At 74.0% G+C, this 20,610-nt stretch carries 18 protein-coding genes; 7 read left to right on the forward strand and 11 right to left on the reverse strand.

All coding sequences use genetic code 11. The features are described from left to right. Positions 1-72: 72 nt before the first annotated feature. The 8 genes from VKZ81_RS18445 to VKZ81_RS18480 all read right to left on the reverse strand — a co-directional run bounded on the left by VKZ81_RS18445 (position 73) and on the right by VKZ81_RS18480 (position 7,091). A complete protein-coding gene (locus tag VKZ81_RS18445; protein ID WP_324242834.1) occupies positions 73-342 on the reverse strand; it encodes an MBL fold metallo-hydrolase in 270 nt (89 codons plus the stop codon). Positions 343-532: 190 nt separating this feature from the next. Continuing rightward, positions 533-1,687 (reverse strand): Gfo/Idh/MocA family protein, encoded by a 1,155-nt coding sequence (locus tag VKZ81_RS18450; RefSeq protein WP_324242835.1) that lies wholly within the window; start codon positions 1,685-1,687, stop codon positions 533-535. After that, on the reverse strand, positions 1,684-1,977 hold the full coding sequence (locus tag VKZ81_RS18455; RefSeq protein ID WP_324242836.1) for an EthD family reductase: 294 nt from the start codon (positions 1,975-1,977) through the stop codon (positions 1,684-1,686). Before VKZ81_RS18455 ends, VKZ81_RS18450 begins: the two co-directional genes overlap by 4 nt. A gap of 10 nt (positions 1,978-1,987) precedes the next feature. Beyond that, positions 1,988-2,839, reverse strand: coding sequence for a phosphoenolpyruvate hydrolase family protein (locus VKZ81_RS18460; RefSeq protein ID WP_324242837.1), 852 nt, complete (start codon positions 2,837-2,839; stop codon positions 1,988-1,990). Positions 2,840-2,846: 7 nt separating this feature from the next. After that, the gene (locus VKZ81_RS18465) at positions 2,847-4,082 is read right to left on the reverse strand and encodes a Tm-1-like ATP-binding domain-containing protein (protein ID WP_324242838.1); all 1,236 of its coding nucleotides are present in this window, start codon (positions 4,080-4,082) and stop codon (positions 2,847-2,849) included. Continuing rightward, positions 4,079-4,882, reverse strand: a complete 804-nt coding sequence (locus VKZ81_RS18470; RefSeq protein WP_324242839.1) for a carbohydrate ABC transporter permease — start codon at positions 4,880-4,882, stop codon at positions 4,079-4,081. Before VKZ81_RS18470 ends, VKZ81_RS18465 begins: the two co-directional genes overlap by 4 nt. 20 nt (positions 4,883-4,902) lie before the next feature. Continuing rightward, complete coding sequence (locus VKZ81_RS18475; protein WP_324242840.1) at positions 4,903-5,832, reverse strand: carbohydrate ABC transporter permease; 930 nt, start codon at positions 5,830-5,832, stop codon at positions 4,903-4,905. Then, on the reverse strand, positions 5,829-7,091 hold the full coding sequence (locus VKZ81_RS18480) for a sugar ABC transporter substrate-binding protein (RefSeq protein WP_324242841.1): 1,263 nt from the start codon (positions 7,089-7,091) through the stop codon (positions 5,829-5,831). The genes VKZ81_RS18475 and VKZ81_RS18480 overlap by 4 nt, the downstream gene beginning before the upstream one ends. A 115-nt stretch (positions 7,092-7,206) precedes the next feature. Here VKZ81_RS18480 and VKZ81_RS18485 point away from each other — a divergent pair, with 115 nt between their 5' ends. Next, on the forward strand, positions 7,207-8,406 hold the full coding sequence (locus VKZ81_RS18485; protein ID WP_324242842.1) for an ROK family transcriptional regulator: 1,200 nt from the start codon (positions 7,207-7,209) through the stop codon (positions 8,404-8,406). 33 nt (positions 8,407-8,439) lie between these two features. Here the strand turns inward: VKZ81_RS18485 and VKZ81_RS18490 are convergent, their stop codons facing one another. After that, positions 8,440-9,594 carry an acetyl-CoA C-acyltransferase gene (locus VKZ81_RS18490; RefSeq protein ID WP_324242843.1) on the reverse strand — a complete coding sequence of 385 codons (1,155 nt, stop codon included), beginning with the start codon at positions 9,592-9,594 and terminating at the stop codon, positions 8,440-8,442. A gap of 216 nt (positions 9,595-9,810) precedes the next feature. Here VKZ81_RS18490 and VKZ81_RS18495 point away from each other — a divergent pair, with 216 nt between their 5' ends. Further along, a complete protein-coding gene (locus tag VKZ81_RS18495) occupies positions 9,811-10,872 on the forward strand; it encodes a coiled-coil domain-containing protein (RefSeq protein WP_324242844.1) in 1,062 nt (353 codons plus the stop codon). Between the two features lie 3 nt (positions 10,873-10,875). Here the strand turns inward: VKZ81_RS18495 and VKZ81_RS18500 are convergent, their stop codons facing one another. Both VKZ81_RS18500 and VKZ81_RS18505 read right to left on the reverse strand, forming a co-directional pair. Next, a complete protein-coding gene (locus VKZ81_RS18500; RefSeq protein WP_324242845.1) occupies positions 10,876-11,568 on the reverse strand; it encodes an SDR family NAD(P)-dependent oxidoreductase in 693 nt (230 codons plus the stop codon). Then, on the reverse strand, positions 11,565-12,533 hold the full coding sequence (locus VKZ81_RS18505) for a LysR family transcriptional regulator (RefSeq protein WP_324242846.1): 969 nt from the start codon (positions 12,531-12,533) through the stop codon (positions 11,565-11,567). Before VKZ81_RS18505 ends, VKZ81_RS18500 begins: the two co-directional genes overlap by 4 nt. 39 nt (positions 12,534-12,572) lie before the next feature. Here VKZ81_RS18505 and VKZ81_RS18510 point away from each other — a divergent pair, with 39 nt between their 5' ends. The 5 genes from VKZ81_RS18510 to VKZ81_RS18530 all read left to right on the forward strand — a co-directional run bounded on the left by VKZ81_RS18510 (position 12,573) and on the right by VKZ81_RS18530 (position 20,596). Continuing rightward, positions 12,573-13,391: an SDR family oxidoreductase gene (locus tag VKZ81_RS18510; protein WP_324242847.1), complete on the forward strand. Its 819-nt coding sequence runs from the start codon at positions 12,573-12,575 to the stop codon at positions 13,389-13,391. A gap of 94 nt (positions 13,392-13,485) precedes the next feature. Then, positions 13,486-14,787 (forward strand): MFS transporter, encoded by a 1,302-nt coding sequence (locus tag VKZ81_RS18515; RefSeq protein ID WP_324242848.1) that lies wholly within the window; start codon positions 13,486-13,488, stop codon positions 14,785-14,787. After that, positions 14,784-15,908, forward strand: coding sequence for a M20 family metallopeptidase (locus VKZ81_RS18520; protein WP_324242849.1), 1,125 nt, complete (start codon positions 14,784-14,786; stop codon positions 15,906-15,908). Before VKZ81_RS18515 ends, VKZ81_RS18520 begins: the two co-directional genes overlap by 4 nt. 429 nt (positions 15,909-16,337) lie before the next feature. Then, the gene (locus VKZ81_RS18525; protein WP_324242850.1) at positions 16,338-16,541 is read left to right on the forward strand and encodes a hypothetical protein; all 204 of its coding nucleotides are present in this window, start codon (positions 16,338-16,340) and stop codon (positions 16,539-16,541) included. Positions 16,542-17,275: 734 nt separating this feature from the next. Then, the gene (locus VKZ81_RS18530) at positions 17,276-20,596 is read left to right on the forward strand and encodes a Pls/PosA family non-ribosomal peptide synthetase (RefSeq protein ID WP_324242851.1); all 3,321 of its coding nucleotides are present in this window, start codon (positions 17,276-17,278) and stop codon (positions 20,594-20,596) included. Positions 20,597-20,610: the final 14 nt, after the last annotated feature.

Consider the following 20,610-nt stretch of genomic DNA (forward strand, 5'->3'; position numbering starts at 1 on the left):
GTCCCTCGCGCCCTCGCCTACGAATCACGGACGGCCCTCGTCGGGTTCCCCGTCGCCACAGCGGAGTTCCGGTCACGTCGCCAGATCCAGCCATTCCCCGACGGCCAGCACGTGTGCGCGCCGTCCGGCGTGCGCGCGGAACTCGTTCTCCGGGTCGGGGATCTCGACGTAGCCCGCGACCTTGTCCAGCTGCTCCGCCTCGTAGTGCATCGGCACGGCGTACCGGGCATCGAGGATCTCCGCGGCCGCCGCGGCCTGCCTCGGGTCCATCGCGGCCGGCAGCGGGCTCGGCGGCTGCAGGTGCGGCGCGTCGACCACCGCGCCGTTGGCGGGCAGGAACACCGCGTCGAACGGGCTGAACCGGCGCGCGACGAGCCACCAGAAGCCGACGCGCCGACCGGTGCGCCACCTGCTGACCAGCCGGCCGCGGTCCGCGACCTGCTGCTGAGCCTGTCATGGCCGCCGCGCTCACCCGATGGTGCAGGCATCCCGGGTGCGGTCGGCGGCAGAGGCGGCCTTCGGCTCCCGCTGATCACCCGGCACCGGGCTCGTAGTCGGGCACCGGTACCGACGCGCCGTCGGCCAGCGCAGAGGCGTGCGCGCAGATCCCCGGAGCCGTCCACGCGGCCGCCCGCCGGGCGTCGATGAGCGGCGCCCGCCCCTCGACGATGCTGCGCACGAACTCGTCCACGAGGAACGGGTGCGAACCACCGTGGTCTGCGCCCACCTCGACCGCGGCCGGCATACCCGGCAGCCGCACGGTGGTGGGCCGGACGAACCGCCGCAGCGGCTCCGGGAGCAGCTCGGGGCGATCGGGTGGGGCGAGCGTGCTCGTCTCGACGCGGTTGCCACGCCGCCCCGGCTCCGGGCCGAACATGTCGAAGACGGTCAGCTCGCCCTCGTTGTCGATCGGCCACTCGACGCCGCGGCGGTCGCCGTAGATCGAGAACCCCTCGATGTAGCTGCGGGCGGTCTGGGAGAACGACATCTGGACATCGGCCAGCACGTCGGTGCCCCGCAGGCGGAACAGCCCCACCTCGGTGGGGAACGGGTTGTCGAAGCCGCCGGTGCGGCGGGTTTCGGCGAGCCGCCCGGCGCCCTGGCACTGGACGCTCGCGACGGTGGTGTCGAGCAGGGAGAGGACCGGCGACAGCGCGTGCGTCACGTAGTGCATCGGCGGGAAGCCCTGCCAGTACACGGGGAACCCGTCGAGGTTCTGGATGTGGTAGCCGCGGTAGAGGGTGACCTCGCCGAGCTCCCCGGCTCGGTGCATGTCCGCGACGGCGAAGTACTCGCGGGCGAAGACCGTGGTCTCCATCATCATGTAGTTGCACCCGGAGGCCTCCTGGGCCGCGATGACGCAGTCTATGTCCTCCAGCGTGGTGGCCATCGGCACGGCGCACGCCACGTGCTTGCCCGCCTCGAGGGCTGCGACCGAGAGGTCCGCGTGCGTGTGCACCGGCGCGAAGACGTGGACGGCGTCGACGCCCGGGTCGGCGAGCGCCGCATCGGCGTCGCCGTAGCCGGCGGGCAGCCGATACCGGTCGGCGAGCGCGCGGCGGCGTTCGTGGTCGGGCTCGACGAGCACGACCGTCGCCACGTCGGGGTGGCTGAGGTAGATCGGGACGAACTCGGCGCCGAAGCCCAGACCGGCGACGGCGACGACGAGGCCGGCGCCGCCGCTCATGACAGGGCCACCTGCTCCACCTCGCCGCTCAGGAACACCACGCCCCCGGTGACGAAGTTCTCCAGGTCCTCACGCGCGGCGACGCCCTCCGGCGAGGCGAGCACCGCGTCCATGGCCGCCTTGTCCTCGGCGTAGAGCTCCGCGACGAGGATCCAGTCGGGGTTCCCGTCGGTCCACTGCAGGTTCCAACCGGTGAGGCCCTTCATCTTCCGGGCCAGCGGGACGTGCTTGTCGATGTAGTACTCGCGGAACGCCTCGGGATCCGTCGGCGTGCCGTAGAGGATCGTCATGCGGTACACGTCAGCTCGCCTCCGTCCGGGTCGTGGTCGGCAGCTCGATTCGCAGGTAGGAGCGCATGTGGTCGACCATCGCCACCTCGGTGGGCAACCGCTCCATGCTGGAGGCGCCGAGGAAGCCCTGCACGCCGGGCACGTCCCGGATCACCTCGGCCGCCTCGGCGGGGGAGTGGATCGGCCCGCCGTGGCAGACGACGAGCACGTCGGGGTTCTTCGCCCGCGCGGTGGCGGCGAGCTCGGCGACCTTCTCCTTCGCCTCGGCGAGCGACAGCGCGGTCTGCGCCCCGATCATCCCGGACGTGGTCAGGCCCATGTGCGGCACGACGACGTCCGCGCCGGCCTCGGCCATGGCGGCGGCCTCGTCGGGGTTGGCCACGTAGGTGCAGGTGAACAGGTCCAGCGCGTGCGCGGCAGCGATCATGTCCACCTCCTTGTCGAAGCCGAGGCCGGTCTCCTCGAGGTTGGCGCGGATGATCCCGTCGAACAGGCAGACGGTCGGGTAGTTCTGCACCCCGGAGAAGCCCGCCTCGGCGACGGTGCGCAGGAACTGCGGCATCAGCCGGAAGGGGTCGGTGCCGCATACGCCGGCGAGCACCGGCAGGTCGCGCACCACGGGCAGCACCTCGGCGCCCATCTCCATCACGATGGCGTTGGCGTCGCCGTAGGGCATGAGGCCTGCCATCGAGCTGCGTCCCGCCATCCGGAAGCGGCCCGAGTTGTAGATGACGACGAAGTCGAGGCCCGCGGCTTCCGCGCACTTCGCCGACAGGCCGGTGCCGGCGCCGCCGCCGATGATCGGCTGGCCTCGGGCCACCTTCGCGCGCAGGCGGGCGACGAGCTCGGATCGGGATGACATCGGGTTATCACGTGCCTTTCGTGCGTGGCGTGCTGGTGGTCGAGCGCAGCGCCCGGGCAAGCGCGGCGCCGATGTGGCGGGCGAAGGCGGGGTCGTTGATGGCGAGGTCGTGGACGTGCAGCGGGATGCGTGGGTCGAGCTCTGCGCGAAGCGCGCCGATCAGCGCCGCATCGGCGTCGGGATCGTGGAACGGCCCGCCGGGCGCGGAGATCTGCGAGAAGCCCCGCCGCGGCACGTGGACCTCGACGAACGCGCGCGCCCCCGCGAGCTTGCGGGCGATCATGCGGCCCAGCTCCGCGTTCTCGGCCGGGGAGGTCCGCATGAGCGTGACCGACGGGTTGTGGGCGATGAGGTGCCGTCCGGTGTGTTCGGCGGGCACGGTGTCGCGCGGGCCGAAGTTGACCATGTCGAGGGCGCCGACGCTCACGACCTGCGGCACGCCGTGTGCCGCCGCCGCTTCGAGCCGGTGCGGTCCCGCCGTGCAGACGCCGCCGACCAGCTCGTCGGCGAGCTCGGTGGTGGTGATGTCGGCGACGGCGGCGAAGAGCCCCGAGGCGATCAGGGACTCGAAGGTGCGTCCGCCGGTGCCGGTGCAGTGGAAGACCTGCACCTCGGCGCCGTTCGCCGCCAGGTGCTCGCTCACGGCCTGCACGCAGGCCGTGGTGACGCCGAACATCGTGGCGCCGACGACGGGGCGGTCCGCCCGGGCCGGGACCGGCGGTCCGGTGACCATCCCGACGACGGCGTCGGCGGCCTTGGCCAGAACGGGCGTGCTCACCGAGTTCAGCCCGGCGACGTCGACGACCGGGTAGATCATCGTGACGTCACTGGTGCCGACGTACGGGCGGGTGTCGCCGGCCACCACCGTGGACACGAGCACCTTCGGCACGCCGAGCGGCAGCACCGGCGCGACCTCGCTCATGACGAAGCCCGCGTTCGACCCCCCGAGCACGACCACGGCGGCCACCCGGCCCGCCCGGTGCAGGTCACGCACCACTGCGGCGGCGCCCCTGGCCATCGCGGCCACGGCGGCGTTGCGGTCGCCCGCGTCGGCCAGCGCCTCGTGGTCGGCGCCCGCCGCCTGCGCCACGGCCCGCCGGTCGACGTCGGCGGCGATCCCGGGCGTGCCCAGCACGGACGTGTCGACCACCAGGCACGGCACCCCGGCCGCCGTGATCCGGTCCCGGACGAAGCCGTACTCGGCGTGCTTCGTGTCGAGGGCCCCGACCAGCACCACGTTCACTTGACCGCCCCCAGCGACAGCCCGCTGATCAGACGCTTCTGGGAGATCGCGAACACCACCACCAGCGGCAGCGAGGTCAGCACCGCGAGCGCCATCAGCCCGTTCCAGTTGGCGGCGTAGGTGGTGTTCTGCGCGGCGAGCAACCCGCTGACCGGCGGGACGACGCCGGGTGGCAGCAGGTTGATCGCGTAGACGAACTCGCCCCAGGTGTTGATGAAGACGACGCTCGCGACGGTGAACACGCCGTTGCGCATCATCGGCACGGTGATCGAGCGGAACGATCGCCACGGGCCGGCCCCGTCCATGACCGCGGCCTCGTAGAGCGCCCGCGGTACGTCCTGCGCGTACGGGCGAAGCAGCATGGTCGCGAACGGCAGCATGACCGCGACGTCGGCGAGGATCAGGCCGGGGAGGGTGTTGAGCAACCCCCACTGCGCCAGCACGCTGAACAGCGGGATCACCGTCATCGGCTGGGGGATCATCTGCAGGACGAGCAGCCCGGCCAGCGCGATCGCGATCACCCGTGCCGCGCGGCCGCTCAACCGCGCTGCTGCCGCGAACGCCGCGGGCACCCCCAGCGCCACGACCACGACCGTGACGACCACGCTGATCTGCGCCGAGGTGACGATCGCCGCCGCCCCCTCACCGACCACCTCGCGGTAGGTGTCGAGGGTGGGGGCGAAGACCACGCCGTTCGGATCCGTGAGCACCTGGGTGGTGCTCTTGAACGAGGTCACGAGGATCCAGGCGAGCGGCACCGCGTACGCGAGCCCGAGCACCACCTTGACGACGGCGAACAAGGCTCGTTGGGGAGCAGTGATCACTGGGGTGCCTCCGCGTTGATCCGGCGCACGTACGGGACGGCGCAGACGGCGACCACGACCATCGACAGCACCGCGACCGTGGCGCCCGTGCTCATGTCGAACTGCGTGAACGCGGTGTAGTAGGAGAGCACCGGCAGGGTGTTGGTCGAGCTGCCCGGGCCGCCCTCGGTGAGGACGTAGACGAAGTCGAAGCTTTTGAAGGCGTAGATCACCGTCAGGATGGCGAGGATCCACATCGTGGGTCGCAGCAGCGGCAGCACGATGCGGACCCGCGTGGTCCAGAATCCCGCCCCGTCGATCGCGGCGGCCTCGAGGACCTCCTTCGGCACGGCGAGCATCGCGCCGCGCAGGATCAGCGTCGAGAACGGCAGCGCCGACCACGCGACGACGCCCGCCACCGTCCACAGCGCAGCCGCGGGTGAGCTGAGCCACGGCACCGGGCCGACGCCGACGACCCCGAGCACCGAGTTGAGCGCTCCGGAGTCGTCGAGCAGGAACTTCCAGACGCTGCCGCTGACCAGCGGCGGCAGCGCCCAGATGAACACCATCAGCCCGAGCACGGCGCCACTGCCCCGGCCGGGTTCGGCCAGCACCGAGGCGCAGATGAAGCCCAGCACCAGGTTGGAGGTGAGCAGCACGGCGCAGACCCCGAGCGTGCGCCACAGCGCGTACCAGGTCTCGGGGTCGCCGAGCGCGCCTGCGAAGTTGTCCAGGCCGACGAACGACCACCCGCCGACGATGTTGCTCGGCCCGACGTCGCTCACCGACATCTGGAACAGCACGACGAGCGGGTAGATCGCCATGGCGACCAGCACGACCGCGGCGGGCACGCCGAAGCCGAGCGGGGTGATCGCGCTCCGGTGCCGCGCCTGCTGGTCCTGCGGCGGCGCCGCGACACCCGGGACCTTCGTGGCGAGCCCGCTCATGCGCATCCTCCGCCGCCTTGCTCACGGGCCTCGGCGACGCCCTCGATCGCGTCCCGGGCCCCGTCCTCGGGTGGCTGCTCGCCGGAGATCACGGAGCTGACCGCGGTGCCGAGCGCCTTCTGCATGGCCGCGGTGTTCGGGTTGTTCGGCCACGGGGCCGCATCGCGGGTCGCGGCGACGAACGGCGCGACCAGTGGATCCTCCCGGATCTCCGGCGCCGCCGCGGCCTGCTCGTGCAGCGGGATGGAGCCCGCGGCTCGGTACACCGCGAGGCCGCTCTCCGGCGACATGAGCTGCTCCAGGAACTTCCACGCGAGGTCGGGGTGCTGCGACTTCGACCCGATCGCGAAGCCCTCCCCGCCGGGGAAGACCCGGCTCCGCCCGCCCGGGGGCGCGGGGAACTGCGCCGTGCCGTACCGGAACCCGGCCTCCTTGACGTTGCCGAGCTGCCAGTTGCCGTTGAGCGCGAACGCGTACCGGCCGGTCATGAACTGCTGCCACGCCGCGTTCTGGTCCCACGTGGCCGCGGCGCGGGGCAGCGCGTCCGTCTCCCGCCACGCGGCGATGCGCCGGAAGGCGTCGGTGACCTGCTGGGCCGACTCCGCGAGGTTGCAGTAGCCGATGCCGAGGCCGAGCAGCTGCGGGGCGAACAGCCACGCCCCCTCGACGTCCGCGGCACCGGAGAGCGCGATGCCCTCGTACCTCCCGTCCGCCTTGATCGTCTCCACGGCGGCCTGCAGCTCGTCGAGCGTGCTGGGGGGAGCGAGGCCGTACTCGTCGAGGATGTCCTGGTTGTAGTAGAGGCCGAGCAGGTTCGTGTACGACATCAGGTTGTAGATGCGGCCCCCGTCCTCCCAGGTGGCGTGGTCGGGGAAGGCGTCGGCGTCGGGGAACGACTCCCAGTAGGGCGTGAGGTCGAGCATCACGCCGCCCGCGACGAGGGTCGGGAAGTCGACCACGATGTTGTTGATGAAGAGGTCGGGCGTGGTCCCGGTGGCCACCGACGCGAGCAGCTTCTGGTCCTGCTGGCTGCCGACCACCTGCACGAGCTCGATCTCGACGCCGGGGTTGCGCTCCTCGAACCGCTGCACCTCGGCCTCGAGCCACTCCTTCTGCGTGCCGTCGTAGTACTGCCAGAACGTCAGGACGGTGGTGTCCGGGCTGCTGGCCGCGACGCTCGAGATCGCGCAGGCGGAGATCGCAGGGCCCGAGGTCGCCAGCAGCAGGGCGAGTGCCAGTACGGGCAGGCGCGATCTCATCGGAGGTCCTCCACGGCGACGTGGGCGTCGGGCGAGAGCCTATGCAGCGTTATGGCGACCTGCAAGATATATATGTAGATTCTCGACGTAAATGTCCGGACGTTATGTTGGCCCCATGGCCGTTTTCGAGCGCAGCCACCCGCCGACCCCCGCATCGGTGGAGGGGGCGGGCGTGCTGCTCGGGATGATCCGCCGCGGGCGCGCCCGCACCGTCACCCAGCTCGCGGACGCCATGGGCGTCGCGCGCTCGACGATCCTGCAGCGGCTCGACCACCTGCAGCGGCTCGATCTCGTGCGCAGCGAGATGCGCACCGAGGGCGCGCGCGGCCGTCCTGCTGCCGTGTTCGGGTTCGTCCCTCGGGCCGGCACGGTGCTCGCCGCCCACCTGGGGCTCACGGGCGTGCGGGTGGCCGCCACCGACCTGGACGGCGAGGTGCTCGCCTCCCGGTTCTGCGCCGTCGACGTCGCCCAGGGGCCCGATGCCCTGCTCGACCTGCTGCACCGCACGTTCGACGAGCTGACCGACGAGGCCGCCGGCGGCGCCCTCGTCGGGGTCGGGGTCGGCACCCCCAGCACGTTCGAGCTGAAGGCGTACGCGCGCGCGCACGGGCTCTCGGCCGCTGGATGGGATCGCGACGAGTTCCGCGACGCGCTCGCGGCGCGCTACCACGTGCCGGTGCTGCTCGACCTCGACGTCGCCATGCTCGGGCTGGCCGAGCACCGCGCGTCGTGGCCCGACGCCGAGGTGCTGGTGTGCGTCAAGCTCGGCACGCTGATCGACGCCGCGGTGGTGGTCCGGGGCGTTCCGGTGCGCGGGGCCGACCGGCTCGCCGGCGAGCTCGGCCACATCAAGGTGACCGACGCCGACGACCCGTGCGTGTGCGGGAGCGCGGGGTGCCTCGACGCGGTCGCGAGCGGCAACGCGCTCGTGCGGCAGATGGCGGCTGCGGGCCGCCCCGTCGACCACGTTTCGCAGGTCGTGCAGCTCGCCAACGACGGTGACCGGGACGCGGTGCACCTCATCCGCCGGTCCGGACGGCGCATCGGCGAGGTGCTGTCGTCGGTGGTGAACCTGCTCAACCCGACGGCGATCTCGATGTGGGGCTACCTCACCGAGGCCGAGTCCCTGCTCGCCGGGATCCGCGAGTCGCTCTACCAGACGGCCCTACCCGGCTCGAGCGCGAACCTGCGGCTCACCACGACGGCGTTGGGCGAGCTGGCCGGGGTCCGGGGGGCCGCGCTCGCGGTGATCGACACGGTGTTGGAGCCAGGTGCCGTGGACCGGGCGATCCTCGCCGGCTCCTGGTCGGCGTGACCGGCCGCCGCAGGCCGGCTGCTCGCGGCGACGTCACGGGCGGCGCAGCAGCAGTGCCCCGCCCTGGCCACCCCCGCCGCAGATCGCGGCGAGGCCGAGCTCGGCGCCGCGCCTGCGCATCTCGTGGGCGAGCGTGAGCACCAGGCGGAAGCCCGAGGCGCCGAGGGGGTGGCCGACCGCGATCGCACCCCCGTTGACGTTGACGCGCTCGTGGTCGACCCCCAGGTCGCGCATGCTGGCCAGCACGACGGCGGCGAACGCCTCGTTGATCTCCCACAGGTCGATGTCGGCCGGGGTGAGCCCGTGGCGCTTCAGCAGGGCGCCCGCGGCCGCGGCGGGCTTGAGGTGCAGGGTGGGGTCCGGCCCCGCCACGGTGGCGTAGCCGGCGATCTCGGCGAGCGGCTCGATCCCGAGCGCGCGGGCCCGGGCCGCGCTCGTGACGACGCCCGCTGAACCGGCGTCGGACATCTGCGACGAGTTGCCCGCGGTGAGCGTGCCGTCCGGGGTGAACGCGGGGCGCAGGGCCGCGAGCTTCTCCAGGGAGGTGTCCCGACGCACGCCCTCGTCGCGGTCCAGCTGCGGCAGCGGGGCGATCTCCTCGGCGAGCAGACCGGCCGCGGCGGTGGCGCGGCGGTGGCTCTCCAGCGCGAAGGCGTCCTGATCGCCGCGTCCGATGCCGAGTTCGCTGGTCACCCCGTCGGACATCTCGCCCATGCCCTGCTCGCAGAGCGCGCACCACAAGCCGTCGCGGACGAGGAGGTCGACCATGGCGCCGTCGCCCACGCGCGGCGCGGCGCGCACCGGGACGCCGTGCAGGGCGCGGCTCATCGACTCGAAGCCGCCGACGAGGGCGACGTCGAGCTCACCGGCGCGCACGAGCGTGGCGGCGAGCCCGGCCGCGCTCAGGCTCGCGAGGCACACGTTGTTGAGGGTGATCCCGGGCACCGTCATGGGTACGCCGCCGCGGGTCGCCGCAACCCGCGCCGGGTTCTGCCCGTTGCCCGCCTGCACGACGTTGCCGAGGAGGACCTGGTCGGGGACCGGGTTGCCGGCCCGGTCGAGCGCGGCGCGGATCGCGTGCGCACCCAGGTCGACGGCGTCGATGCCGCGTAGGGCACCGGAGAACCGGCCGACCGGGGTGCGGGCGGCGCTCAGCAGGACGGGGGTGCGGTCGTCGGGGCCGGCCATCGATCACCACGGTACCCAGGCACCCGAGGCGCCCAGCTCGTGCGGTGCCCGAGCAGAGGGCCGCGACCGGGCTGCATCGGCAGGGTCCATCTCCAGAGGCCCATCAGACGGGGTCCGCGCCAACGAAACACCCGTTTCGTTGGTTGCTGGTTTGAGTTTCTGAACTCGAAGAGGGGTGCTGAGTTTGGAAACGTCGAACGTGTAACCTGCGAGACCATGATCGACGAGGTCGTACGCTGCGGCTACAGCAAGTGCCGGGCCGAGCTGCCCCCTCCGGGCCCCCAGGGCGGGCGGCGCCGCTCGTTCTGCAAGGACACCCGCTGGCCGGGTGGCAAGACCTGCGCGCAGATGGCCCGGGCGGAGCGCGACGCGCTGGAGGCGCTGGGCCTCGACGCGGGCCGCGCGACGTTCCAACTGGACGCCGATCGGCTCCGCGAGCACGTCGACGCGCTGCGGGGGCCGGTCGCCGACCTCGCCGAGGCCCTCGCCGCCGTCCGGACGCGGCTGGACGAGGTGGAGGGCGGCGCGCTCGCCGCCGTGGAGGCGGCCAACCGGGCCGCGGCGGAGGCGGAGGCCGCCCGCGTGGAGGCGCAGCAGGCCCGGGAGCGGGCCGAGCGGGACGCCCGGCTCGCGCGCGAGCAGGCCGCGCAGGCGGAGGAGGAGAAGGCGGCCGCCGTCGAGCGGGCCGCAGCGGCGGCGCGCCAGGCCCTCGAGGCCACCGAGGCGCTCGGCGCGGCGCGTCAGCAGGCGCAGGAGGCCGTGGCGGCGCGGGAGCGGGCCGAGGAGCGGGCCGACGCCGCGGAGCAACGGGCCGCCGAGGCCGAGGCGGCGGCCCGGGAGGCGGGGGTGCGGGCCGAGCGCGCCGTCACCGAGCGGGACGCCGCCCGCGCCCGCGCGGACGAACACCGCGCCGAGCGGGACGCGCTGCGCGCGCAGCTCGCCGACACCGCGGCGGAGCTGGCGGGCGCCACCGCGGCACGGGACGAGGCACAGCGGGCGGCGGCCGAGGCCGACCGCGTCCGCGGGGAGCTGGCGGGCGAACGGGACGAGGCGGTCGCCGCGCTCACCGCGGAACGGCAGACCCGCGAGCGGCTCGACCGGGAGCTGGCCCGCGCCCGGGACCGCGCGGAGGCGGAGGCGGCGCTGCGCGCCCGCGCCGACGCCGAGCTGGAGCGACTGCGCCGCGAGCTGGAGGGCGAGCGGGCCCGCGGCGCCGACGAGCTGCGGGCCCTGGTCGCGGCGGCCGTGCGCGAGGCGCGCGATCCCGGCTCGCCGTGATCGTCACCAGGGCACGGGGCGCCCGTCGCGGGTGAAGGTGCCGGTCGGGCCGCCGTCGGGCAGGTCGACCGCGTACATGATGCTGGCGGCGCCCTCGGCCACCGGGCGCCCGCCGGGACCGCCCATGTCGGTGGCCACCCAGCCCGGGCAGACGGCGTTGACGAGGATGCCCTCCCGGCGCAGGTCGCCGGCCAGGGTGCGGGTGAGCGCGTTGAGCGCCGCCTTGCTGACGCTGTAGGCGGGGGTGCCGCCGCCCATCGAGGCGAGCGAGCCGCCCTCGCTGCTCACCATGACGATCCGCGGGTGGGCGCTGCGGCGCAGCAGCGGCAGGAGGGCGAGCGTGGTCTGCCAGGCGCCGAGCAGGTTGGTCTCCAGGGCCTCTCGGACCACGCCCAGGTCTGCGGTGACGCTGGTCTGCCACGTGTCGTAGTGGATGGCCGCGTTGTTGACCAGGACGTCGACCCGACCCTCGCTGCGGGTCACGTCGGCGGCGAGCGCGGCGAGCCCGTCGGCGTCGGTGACGTCGAGCCGCACCGCCCGCACCCGGCCCGGCAGCGCGCGGGCCACGCGCTCGCCGGCGGCGAGGTCGCGGGCGCCGAGCAGGACGGTGTCGCCGCGCGCGGCGCACTGCCGGGCCACCTCCCGGCCCAGCCCGCGGTTGCCTCCGGTCACCACGACCACTCGACCATCGCTCATGGGTGTGGATCTTCGCCGGTGTCGGCCCGGCCCGGGAGGTCCGTTCGTGCCGTCCACCCGGCGAGGAACGACCGGCAGGCCTCGGCGGCGGCGCCGAGCGCGGCGTCGGCGCGGTGCAGCAGCCCGACCGGGCGCAGTTGCGGGCCGGGGTCGACCCCGTGCACCGCCACCGGCGGGCCGGCCGCCTCGGCCACCGACCGCGCGACGAGCGCGACGCCGAGCCCGTGGGCGGCGAGGTCGCGCAGGCGGGGTAGGTGCGTGGTCTCGAACGGGACGCGCGGGGTGAAGCCGGCCTCGGCCGCGAGCCGGTCGAGGATCGCCCGCAACCCGCTGTCGGCGGGCAGGCACACGAACGGCTCGTCGCGCAGCGCGGCCAGCGGCAGCGGGTCGGTGCCCGCCGCGGGGTGGTCCGGGGCGGTGACGAGCACCAGCTCGTCGGTGAACAGCGGGGTGCGGGCGTACCGGGCGGGCAGCCCCGGCGGCAGCGGGCCGATCGCGAGGTCCAACTCGCCGTGGTCGAGGCCGTCGAGCAGCTGGCGCAGCGCGCCGGAGGAGAGCGCGAGCTCGACGCCCGGGTGCCTGCGGTGGAACGCGGCGAGCGCGCCGGGCAGGTCGAACGGGTCGAGCGCCTGGATCGCCCCGATCCGCACCCGGCCGATCAGGCCGCCGGAGAGCCCGGCGACGTCGTCGCGGATGGCGTCGAGCTCGGCCAGAGCCGCGCGGGCGCGCCGCAGCACGAGCTCCCCGGCGTGGGTCAGGGCGACGGTGCGGGTGGTGCGCTGCAGCAGCTGCGCGCCCACCTCGGCCTCCAGCTTGCGGATCTGGACCGACACGGCGGGCTGGGCCACCCGCAGCTGCTCCGCGGCGCGGGTGAACCCGCCGTGGCGCACCACGGCGTCGAGGTACACGAGCTGACGCAGCTCCACCTCTTCATAGTGCACGGTGATGAGTCCGAGAACGAACATGTCTTGGACATATGAATGTCCGGACGCCACGCTGGCCACATGCGTTGGTTCATCACGGGGAGCTCCGCCGGGTTCGGGCGGGCGTTGACCGAGACCCTCCTCGCCCGCGGCGAGGCCGTCGTCGCGACGGCCCGCGACCCGCGCGCGCTGGACGACCTCGTCGAGGCCCACCCCGGCGCCGTGCTCGCACTCCCGCTCGACGTCACCGACCCCGCGCAGGTCCGGGCCGCGGTCGACGCGGCGCTGGCCGCGGGGCCGATCGACGTCGTCGTCAACAACGCGGGCCACGGCCTGGTCGGCGCGCTCGAGGAGGTCTCGGACGAGCAGATCAGCGAGCTGCTCGCGGTCAACCTCCTGGGCGCGCTCGCGGTCACCCGCGCGGTCCTGCCGCACATGCGGGCCCGCAGGCGCGGGCACATCGTGCAGATGTCCTCGGTCGGCGGCGTCGTCGCCAACCCCGGCCACGCCCTGTACTCCACCAGCAAGTTCGCGCTGGAGGGGGCGTCGGAGGCCCTCGCCGGGGAGGTGGCGCCGTTCGGGATCCGGGTGACGATCGTCGAGCCCGGCCCGTTCCGCACCGAGTTCCTCGGCCGGTCCCTGCACCGCGCCACGCCGATCGACGACTACGCCGACGGGCCGGCGGGCGCCCTGCGCAAGCGCTTCGCCGAGGACAACGGTGCGCAGCCCGGCGACCCGGCCCGCGCGGTGGAGGCGATCATCGACGCCGTCCGCTCGCCGTCCGCGCCGTTGCGGCTCCCGCTGGGCCGCGCCGCGGTCGATCGGATCCGCGCCAAGCTGCAACAGCAGCTCGTCGACCTCGATGCGTGCGCGAAGGTGGCGATCGCCGTGGACCGCTGAGCACGCTCACCGAGACGTCAGACGTCTCACGTGACGGAGGGCGCCGAATGGCCTAATGTCGCCTCACCGTCCGTCACACACACCGGAGTGAGCAGTGCCCGACCGAACGACATCGTCCCTCGCCCAGGAAACGCCGGGTCACCGGCTACCCGTCCGGACGCTCGTCGCGGCGTCGGTCGGAAATGCCATCGAGTGGTACGACTGGACGATCTACGCGACGTTCAGCATCTTCTTCGCGACGCAGATCTTCTCGCCGGAGAACCCGACGCTCGCGCTGATCAACACGTTCGCGACGTACGCGCTCGCGTTCTTCTTCCGCCCGCTGGGCGGCTGGCTGCTCGGCCGGTTCGCCGACCTGCGGGGCAGGCGCACCGCCATGCTGCTCACGATCATGCTCATGGCGGGCGGGTCGTTCATCATCGGCATCCTGCCGACGTGGGACCAGGTCGGCTGGCTCGCGCCGATCCTGCTGCTGCTCGCCCGCGTCGGCCAGGGCATGTCGCTGGGCGGCGAGGTCTCCAACGCCTCGGCCTACCTCGCCGAGATCGCGCCCCCGTCGCGGCGGGGCCGCTACTCGTCGTTCTTCTACATCTCCACCGGCTCCGCGGTGCTGCTCGCCTCGCTGCTCGGCGCGTTGCTCACCGCGGTGCTGTCGGAGGAGCAGCTGGCCGCCTACGGGTGGCGCATCCCGTTCATCATCGGCGGCGTGCTCGGCATCATCGGGCTGTGGCTGCGGCGGGCCATGCCGGAGACCGAGCAGTTCGAGGAGAACAAGGCCAAGGCGAAGGAGCTGCGGTTCCCGCTGTGGCTGACCCTGCGCGACCACCCGAAGGCGGTCGGGCAGCTCGTCGCGTTCACGCTGCTGTCCACGCTCTGCTACTACACGTTCTTCTCCGCGCTCACCCCGTTCGCGGTGAGCACGCGCGGCGCGGACGCCGGTCAGGTGTTCTGGGCGCTGTCCACCGCGACGGCGCTGTTCGTCGTGCTGCAGTACCCGATGGGGGTCCTGTCCGACCGGTTCGGCCGCAAGCCGCAGCTCATGATCTGGTCCGCCGCGACGGCGCTGCTGATCGTGCCGCTGTCGGCGCTGATCGGGCCCGGGTTCTGGAACATGCTCGTCGTCTTCGGCGTCGGGCTCGGCCTCTACACCGCGATGACCTCGATCGCGCCCGCGATCATGAGCGAGCTGTTCCCCACCGAGCTGCGCGGCCTCGGCATCGGCGCCTGGTACAACCTCACGGTCGCCACGTTCGGTGGCACCGCCCCGCTCGTGATCCAGACGTTGTCGGCGGCCGGCTACGAGCTGGCGTTCTTCTGGTACGTCGCCACGGGCGCCGCGATCGCGTTCGTCGTGATCCTGACGCTGCCCGAGACGAAGGGGCAGGTGCTGCGGTGACCGGCGCCCTCGACCTGCTGAGCGAGCTCATCCGGTTCCGGACGATCGGGGGCGGCGAGGGGGCCGCGGCCCGCCACTGCGCGGCGCTGGTCGAGGAGGCCGGGTTCGGCACGCAGCTGTTGGCGTGGGAGCAGGGGCGCGAGCAGCTCGTGGCCCGCACCGCGGGTGGCGACGGCCCGCCGCTCACGTTCACCGGCCACCTCGACACCGTGCCCGTCTCCGACGACTGGTCGGTCGACCCGTGGGCGGCCGAACGCGACGGCGAGAAGATCGTCGGCCGCGGCGCGAGCGACATGAAGTCCGGCGTCGCCGCCGCCGTGGTCGCGGCGGTCGAGCACGCGGCCCGCCCGCACACCTGCCGCGGGGTACAGCTCGTGCTGACCGCGGGGGAGGAGACCGGCTGCACCGGCCTGGTCGGGCTGGACGCGGCGGGCCGGAACGCGATGGCCCGCGGTGGCCCGCTGGTCGTCGCGGAGCCGACGGCGAACGCACTCGTGATCGCGCACAAGGGCGCGCACTGGATGCGGTTGCGCGCCACCGGCCGCGCCGCGCACGGATCCGCGCCCGAGCTGGGGGACAACGCCGTCGTCCGGCTGGCGCGGGCCGCGGTGGCCCTGCACGACCACGCCGGCTGGCCGCGCGACGACCGGTTCGGGCCGGTCACCGCGAACGTCGGGGTGCTGCGCGGCGGCGTCGCCCCGAACGTCGTGCCCGACGCGGCGGAGCTCATGCTCGACGTCCGCACCGTGCCGGGGGTCGACGCGGCGAAGCTGCGTGCCCAGGTCGGCCTGCTCGCCGGGGACGGGGTCGAGGTCGCCGATCACGTCGTGCTGCCGCCGGTCGACACCGGCGCCGACGAGCCGTTCGTCGGCATGGTGCGGGCCGCGCTGCAGGCGGCGGGCGCCTCGGACGCGGTGGCGCCGCCCGCCCGGTTCTTCACCGACGCCTCCGTGCTCGCCGGGATCCTCGGCGGCGAGGGCGGCCCGGCGCCGACCGTCGTGCTCGGCCCGGGCGAGCCCGCCCAGTGCCACGTCGTCGACGAGTACTGCCTCGCCGGCCGGGTCGAACAGGCCGTCGAGATCTACCGGGAGCTGCTCGACCGCTGGTGCACGCCGGCCTGAGCCGGCGGCCCGACCTGCTCCGGTTGCAGCACGGCCACCTTCACGCGATCTCGCTGCGTGAAGGTGGCCGTGCTGCGATGCCGACCACCGTGTCCCCGTGACGTCCGGACCGGGGGAGCACGGCGGGCGGACCGTCCCGGATCCCGGTCCACGGCACCTCGGGCTCCGGGAAGACCACGCCGGCTCGCCGGATGGGCGAGCTGACCGGGCTGCCGTGGCACCCGGTCGACGACCCGATGTGGCAGCCGAACCGGCGGCGCCGGATCGAGCGATCGGTGCGGGCGAGGAGCGGATCCTCGACAGCGCCCACGGCGGGTGGCGTGCCGTCACGCCGGCCAGGGTGGAGCTCGTCCGGCCCTGGACGACCCCCGCCGGCTCCGGCTGTCGCGGCTGATCGGGCGCACGCCGGCCCGGCCGGTCGACCGCCGCGTGATCGGCAACGGCGACCGGGAGCGGCTGCGCCCGCTGTCGGCCCGCGACTGCGTCCTCGTGTGGCACCTCCGGTCGTCGCGGCGCGAGCGCGAGCGCATGCCCGCCTGCAGCCGCGGGCTGGGCGAGGGGCGGCTGCCGGTTCACCTCACCCCGGCGGGTGGCGGACCGGCTGCGCCGCCCCCGCTGCTCCCGCGCCCGTAACGGCCCGGCCGCTGCGTCCGAGCCGTCACACACCGTGCGTCCACGGCTCTCCCGAGCCACCGGAGCGATGCGGGGGATGGGGGACTCATGGGCGGGTCGGCGTCCGGACACCACGACGGCACGGGGCAGCATCGGCGGGCCCACAAGGGCACGGCGGGCCCGTCCGTCCTCACCCGTCTGCCCACGCAGCGCACCACCGCCCCGGCCGAACGACCGGCCGACGCGGGGCGCGAGCCGGTGACCGGATCCCCACCGGCGCAGCGCGCCGCCGTCGACCCCTGCGTCTGCGGGCACAGCCGGCAGGCGCACGAGCACTACCGGCCGGGCAGCGACTGCGGCGCCTGCGGGCGACGCGGTTGCGGCGCGTACCGGCCGCAGAACAGCCGCGGCCTCCGGCGCGGCACGTGGCCATCGCGCTGAGCAGCTGAGCCGCGCCGCCGGCCCGGGCCGCGGGGCCGCGAGCTGGACCGTTCGAGGCGACCTCCCGGCCGGCGCGCCGCGCGAACCACCCGTTCGCACCTGCATCTCCGCCTGCTTCGGGAGGTTGCGCCCGGGTGACGCCTCTGCGTCCTGCTCCGTGTCGGTGGCCCGGCGCTGTCGCCTCGCCGGACGCGGAACCCGCAGCCGGGTGAGGCGTCCGGGCGAACCGCGCAACGGGGCGAAACGGTGTACGCGGTCTTCGCGAGTCCTCCCGATCCCGACCAGCCGATGCGGGACGTGGGAGGTGGCACGCGATGATCCCAGCTCGCCGGCCCGCGCCGGCGCCTGCCCCCCGGGCGGCGACCAGCACCGCGAGCCGCACCGAGGAGGCCGTCGCCGGCCTGCTGGCCGACCTCGTCGGGGTCGAGCACGTGCCCGTCGACAGCAACTTCTTCGAAGACCTGGGCGCCGACTCGCTCGTGATGGCGCACCTCTGCGCCCGGATCCGCAAGCGCGCCGACCTGCCGTCGGTGTCGATCAAGGACGTCTACGCGAATCCCACGGTGCGCCGTCTCGCCGCGATGATCGACGCCGCCGAGCCGCTGCCCGCGGCGTCGACCGGTCCGTCGAGCAACGGGTCGTCCGGGGGACCGCGGCCCGGGGCGCCGCAGGCGCACGCGGCCGGGAGCACGGCCCGCTACGTGGCGTGCGGCGCGGTGCAGCTGCTGTGCTACCTCGGCATGGCCTACCTCGCGGCCTTCGTGCTCGTGGCGGGGATCGGCTTCATCACGGGCGCCACCGGGTTCGTCGACGCCTACCTGCGGTCGGTGGCGTTCACCGTGGCGACGTTCTTCGGGATGTCCGCCCTCCCGGTCGTGGTGAAGTGGGTGCTCATCGGCCGGTGGACGCGGGCGCCGATCCGCCTCTGGAGCTTCGCCTACCTGCGGTTCTGGGTGGTGCGCACGCTCATCGGCGCGAGCCCGGCGCTGCTGTTCGTCGGCTCGCCCATCCAGGTGCTCTACCTGCGCGCCCTCGGCGCGAAGATCGGTCGCGGGGTGCTGCTGCTGTCGCGGATGCCGCCGGTGTGCACCGACCTGCTGCGCATCGGGGCGGGCGCCGTCGTCCGCAAGGACGCCCTCATCACCTGCTACCGGGTCCGGGCGGGGGTGCTGCAGCCCGGCGGGGTCACGATCGGGCGCAACGCGGTCGTCGGCGAGCAGTCGGTCCTCGACATCGAGACCTCGATCGGCGACGGCGCCCAGCTCGGGCACGCCTCCTCGCTGCAGCCGGGCCAGGCCGTGCCCGACGGCGAGCACTGGCACGGCTCGCCGGCGCAGCGCGCCGACGCCGACTACCGCAATGCGCCCCGGCTGCGGTGCGGGACGGCGCGGCGCACGCTGTACGCCGTCGGGCAGCTGGTGACCAGGCTGCTGGTGGTCGCGCCGCTCCTCGTGGGCGGGATCGTGCTGCTGGTGATCGAGATCCCGCAGGTCGCGGTGTTGCTCGAGGCCGAGCAGGTCGTCCTCACGAGCTGGGAGTTCTACTACCACGTCCTGCTGGCGTCGCTGCTGCTGTTCTGCACGCCACTGCTCGTCGGGCTCGTCGTCGTGGGCGTGGCCCCGCGCGTGCTGCGCCTCGCCGTCCGCCCCGACCGCGTGTACCCGCTCTACGGGTTCCGCTACGCGGCCCACCGGGCCCTCGTGGGCTTCAGCGGCGTCAAGACCTACAAGCGCCTCTTCGGCGACACCGTCGTGATCACCGGCTACCTGCGCTACCTCGGCTACCGCCTGAAGCCGGTGCTGCAGACCGGGTCGAACTTCGGCACGGACGTCAAGGACGAGTCGCCGGACCTGTGCACCGTCGGCACCGGGACGATGGTGGCCGACGGCCTGTCGATGCTCAACGCCGAGTACTCGAGCACCTCGTTCCGGGTGACGCCGGTGCGGATCGGGGCGCGCAACTTCCTCGGCAACCGCGTCGTCTACCCCGCGGGTGGGCGCACCGGCGACAACTGCCTGCTCGCCACGAAGGTGATGGTGCCGGTCGACGGCCCCGTCCGGGAGGGCGTCGGGCTGCTCGGTTCGCCGTGCTTCGAGATCCCGCGCACCGTGGAGCGCGACACCGCGCTCGACCGCGGGATCGGCCGTCTGGAGCGGCGCCACCGGCTGCACGCCAAGAACCGGCACAACGCCGTGTCGATGCTGCTGTACCTGTTCGGGCGGTGGGTGCACGTGTTCGCGGTGATGCTGCTGTACGCGATCGCCGTCGACACCCACTGGTTCGCCGGGGTGACCTCGGTGGCGATCGCCACCGTCTCCGTCCTGGTGTTCACCACCCTATGGTTCGCGTTCGTCGAGCGCGCCTCGACCGGGTTCCGGCGCCTGCGCCCGCTGAACTGCTCGATCTACACGCGCGAGTTCTGGCGCCACGAGCGTTTCTGGAAGGGCGCGCTCGTGCAGACCCACCTGCAGGTCCTCAACGGAACCCCGTTCAAGGCCATCGCGTGGCGGCTGCTGGGGGTGAAGGTCGGGCGGCGGCTGTTCGACGACGGCTGCGGGATCGTCGAGAAGACGCTCGTGACGATCGGCGACGACGTCGCCCTCAACGCGGGCTCGCACATCCAGTGCCACTCCCAGGAGGACGGCGCGTTCAAGTCCGACCGCATCGTGATCGGCTCGGGCTGCACGGTCGGGGTCGGGGCGTGGGTCCACTACGGCGTCACGATGGGGGACCGGTCCGAGCTCGGAGCCGACGCCTTCCTCATGAAGGGCGAGCAGGTCCCGCCCGGGGCGCAGTGGGTCGGCAACCCGGCGCGCGACGTGCGCGGCGGGCTCACCGTGCCGTCCCCCGCGGAGCGGGCCAGGAGCAGGCGCGGGCACCTCGCCCTGGTCGCGGTGCTCGTCGTGCTGCTCGGCCTGGACGCGTTCGGCGTCGTGCAGGTCGTCGACACCCGGGTGCTCACCGCGCAGCTGCCGCAGGTGCACGCGCCGGCGCAGCCGGCCATCGCGGCCGCGCCCGCGGCGACGACGGCGCCCACCCCGGTCCCGGCCATCCCCGCCTCGGCTCCAGCGCCCGCTCCAGCGCCCGCTCCGACGCCGCCCCCGACGCCGGAGCCGACCCCGGAGCCGGTGGCGCAGCCGACCGCGCCCGAGCCCATCCCGCACGCGGTGGCCCCCACCCCGTTCCGCTACGCCGACCTGCCTCAGCTGGACGGCGGCCTCGGCCTCGGCAGCGCCGGGCCGGTGGTCGCGGCGGTGCAGGAACAGCTCGCCGCGCTGGGCTACTACACCGGTCCCGCCCACGGCCGCTTCGACGAGGCGACCGTGGCGGCGGTGCAGTGGTTCCAGGCGATGGCCGGCGTGGCCGGCGACCCGAGCGGGACGGTCGGGCGGTCGACCGCGATGGCCATCCAGGCCGCCGGACCGCGGCCACCCCTCGGGCCCGGCGCCACCGGCGAGGACGTGCACCGGCTCCAACACGCGCTGATCGTCGCCCTCGGGAAGCCGCTGCGGGCGACCGGCGCCTACCGCGCCTCGACCCAGAGCGCCGTGGCCGAGTACCAGACCTCCCGGGGGCTGCCGGCCACCGGCGTGGTGGACGACCTGACGTGGGCCGCCCTGCAGGGCGGCGGGTGACGGCGGACGGTGGT

The organism is Pseudonocardia sp. (genome assembly GCF_035305885.1).
GTDB lineage: Bacteria > Actinomycetota > Actinomycetes > Mycobacteriales > Pseudonocardiaceae > Pseudonocardia.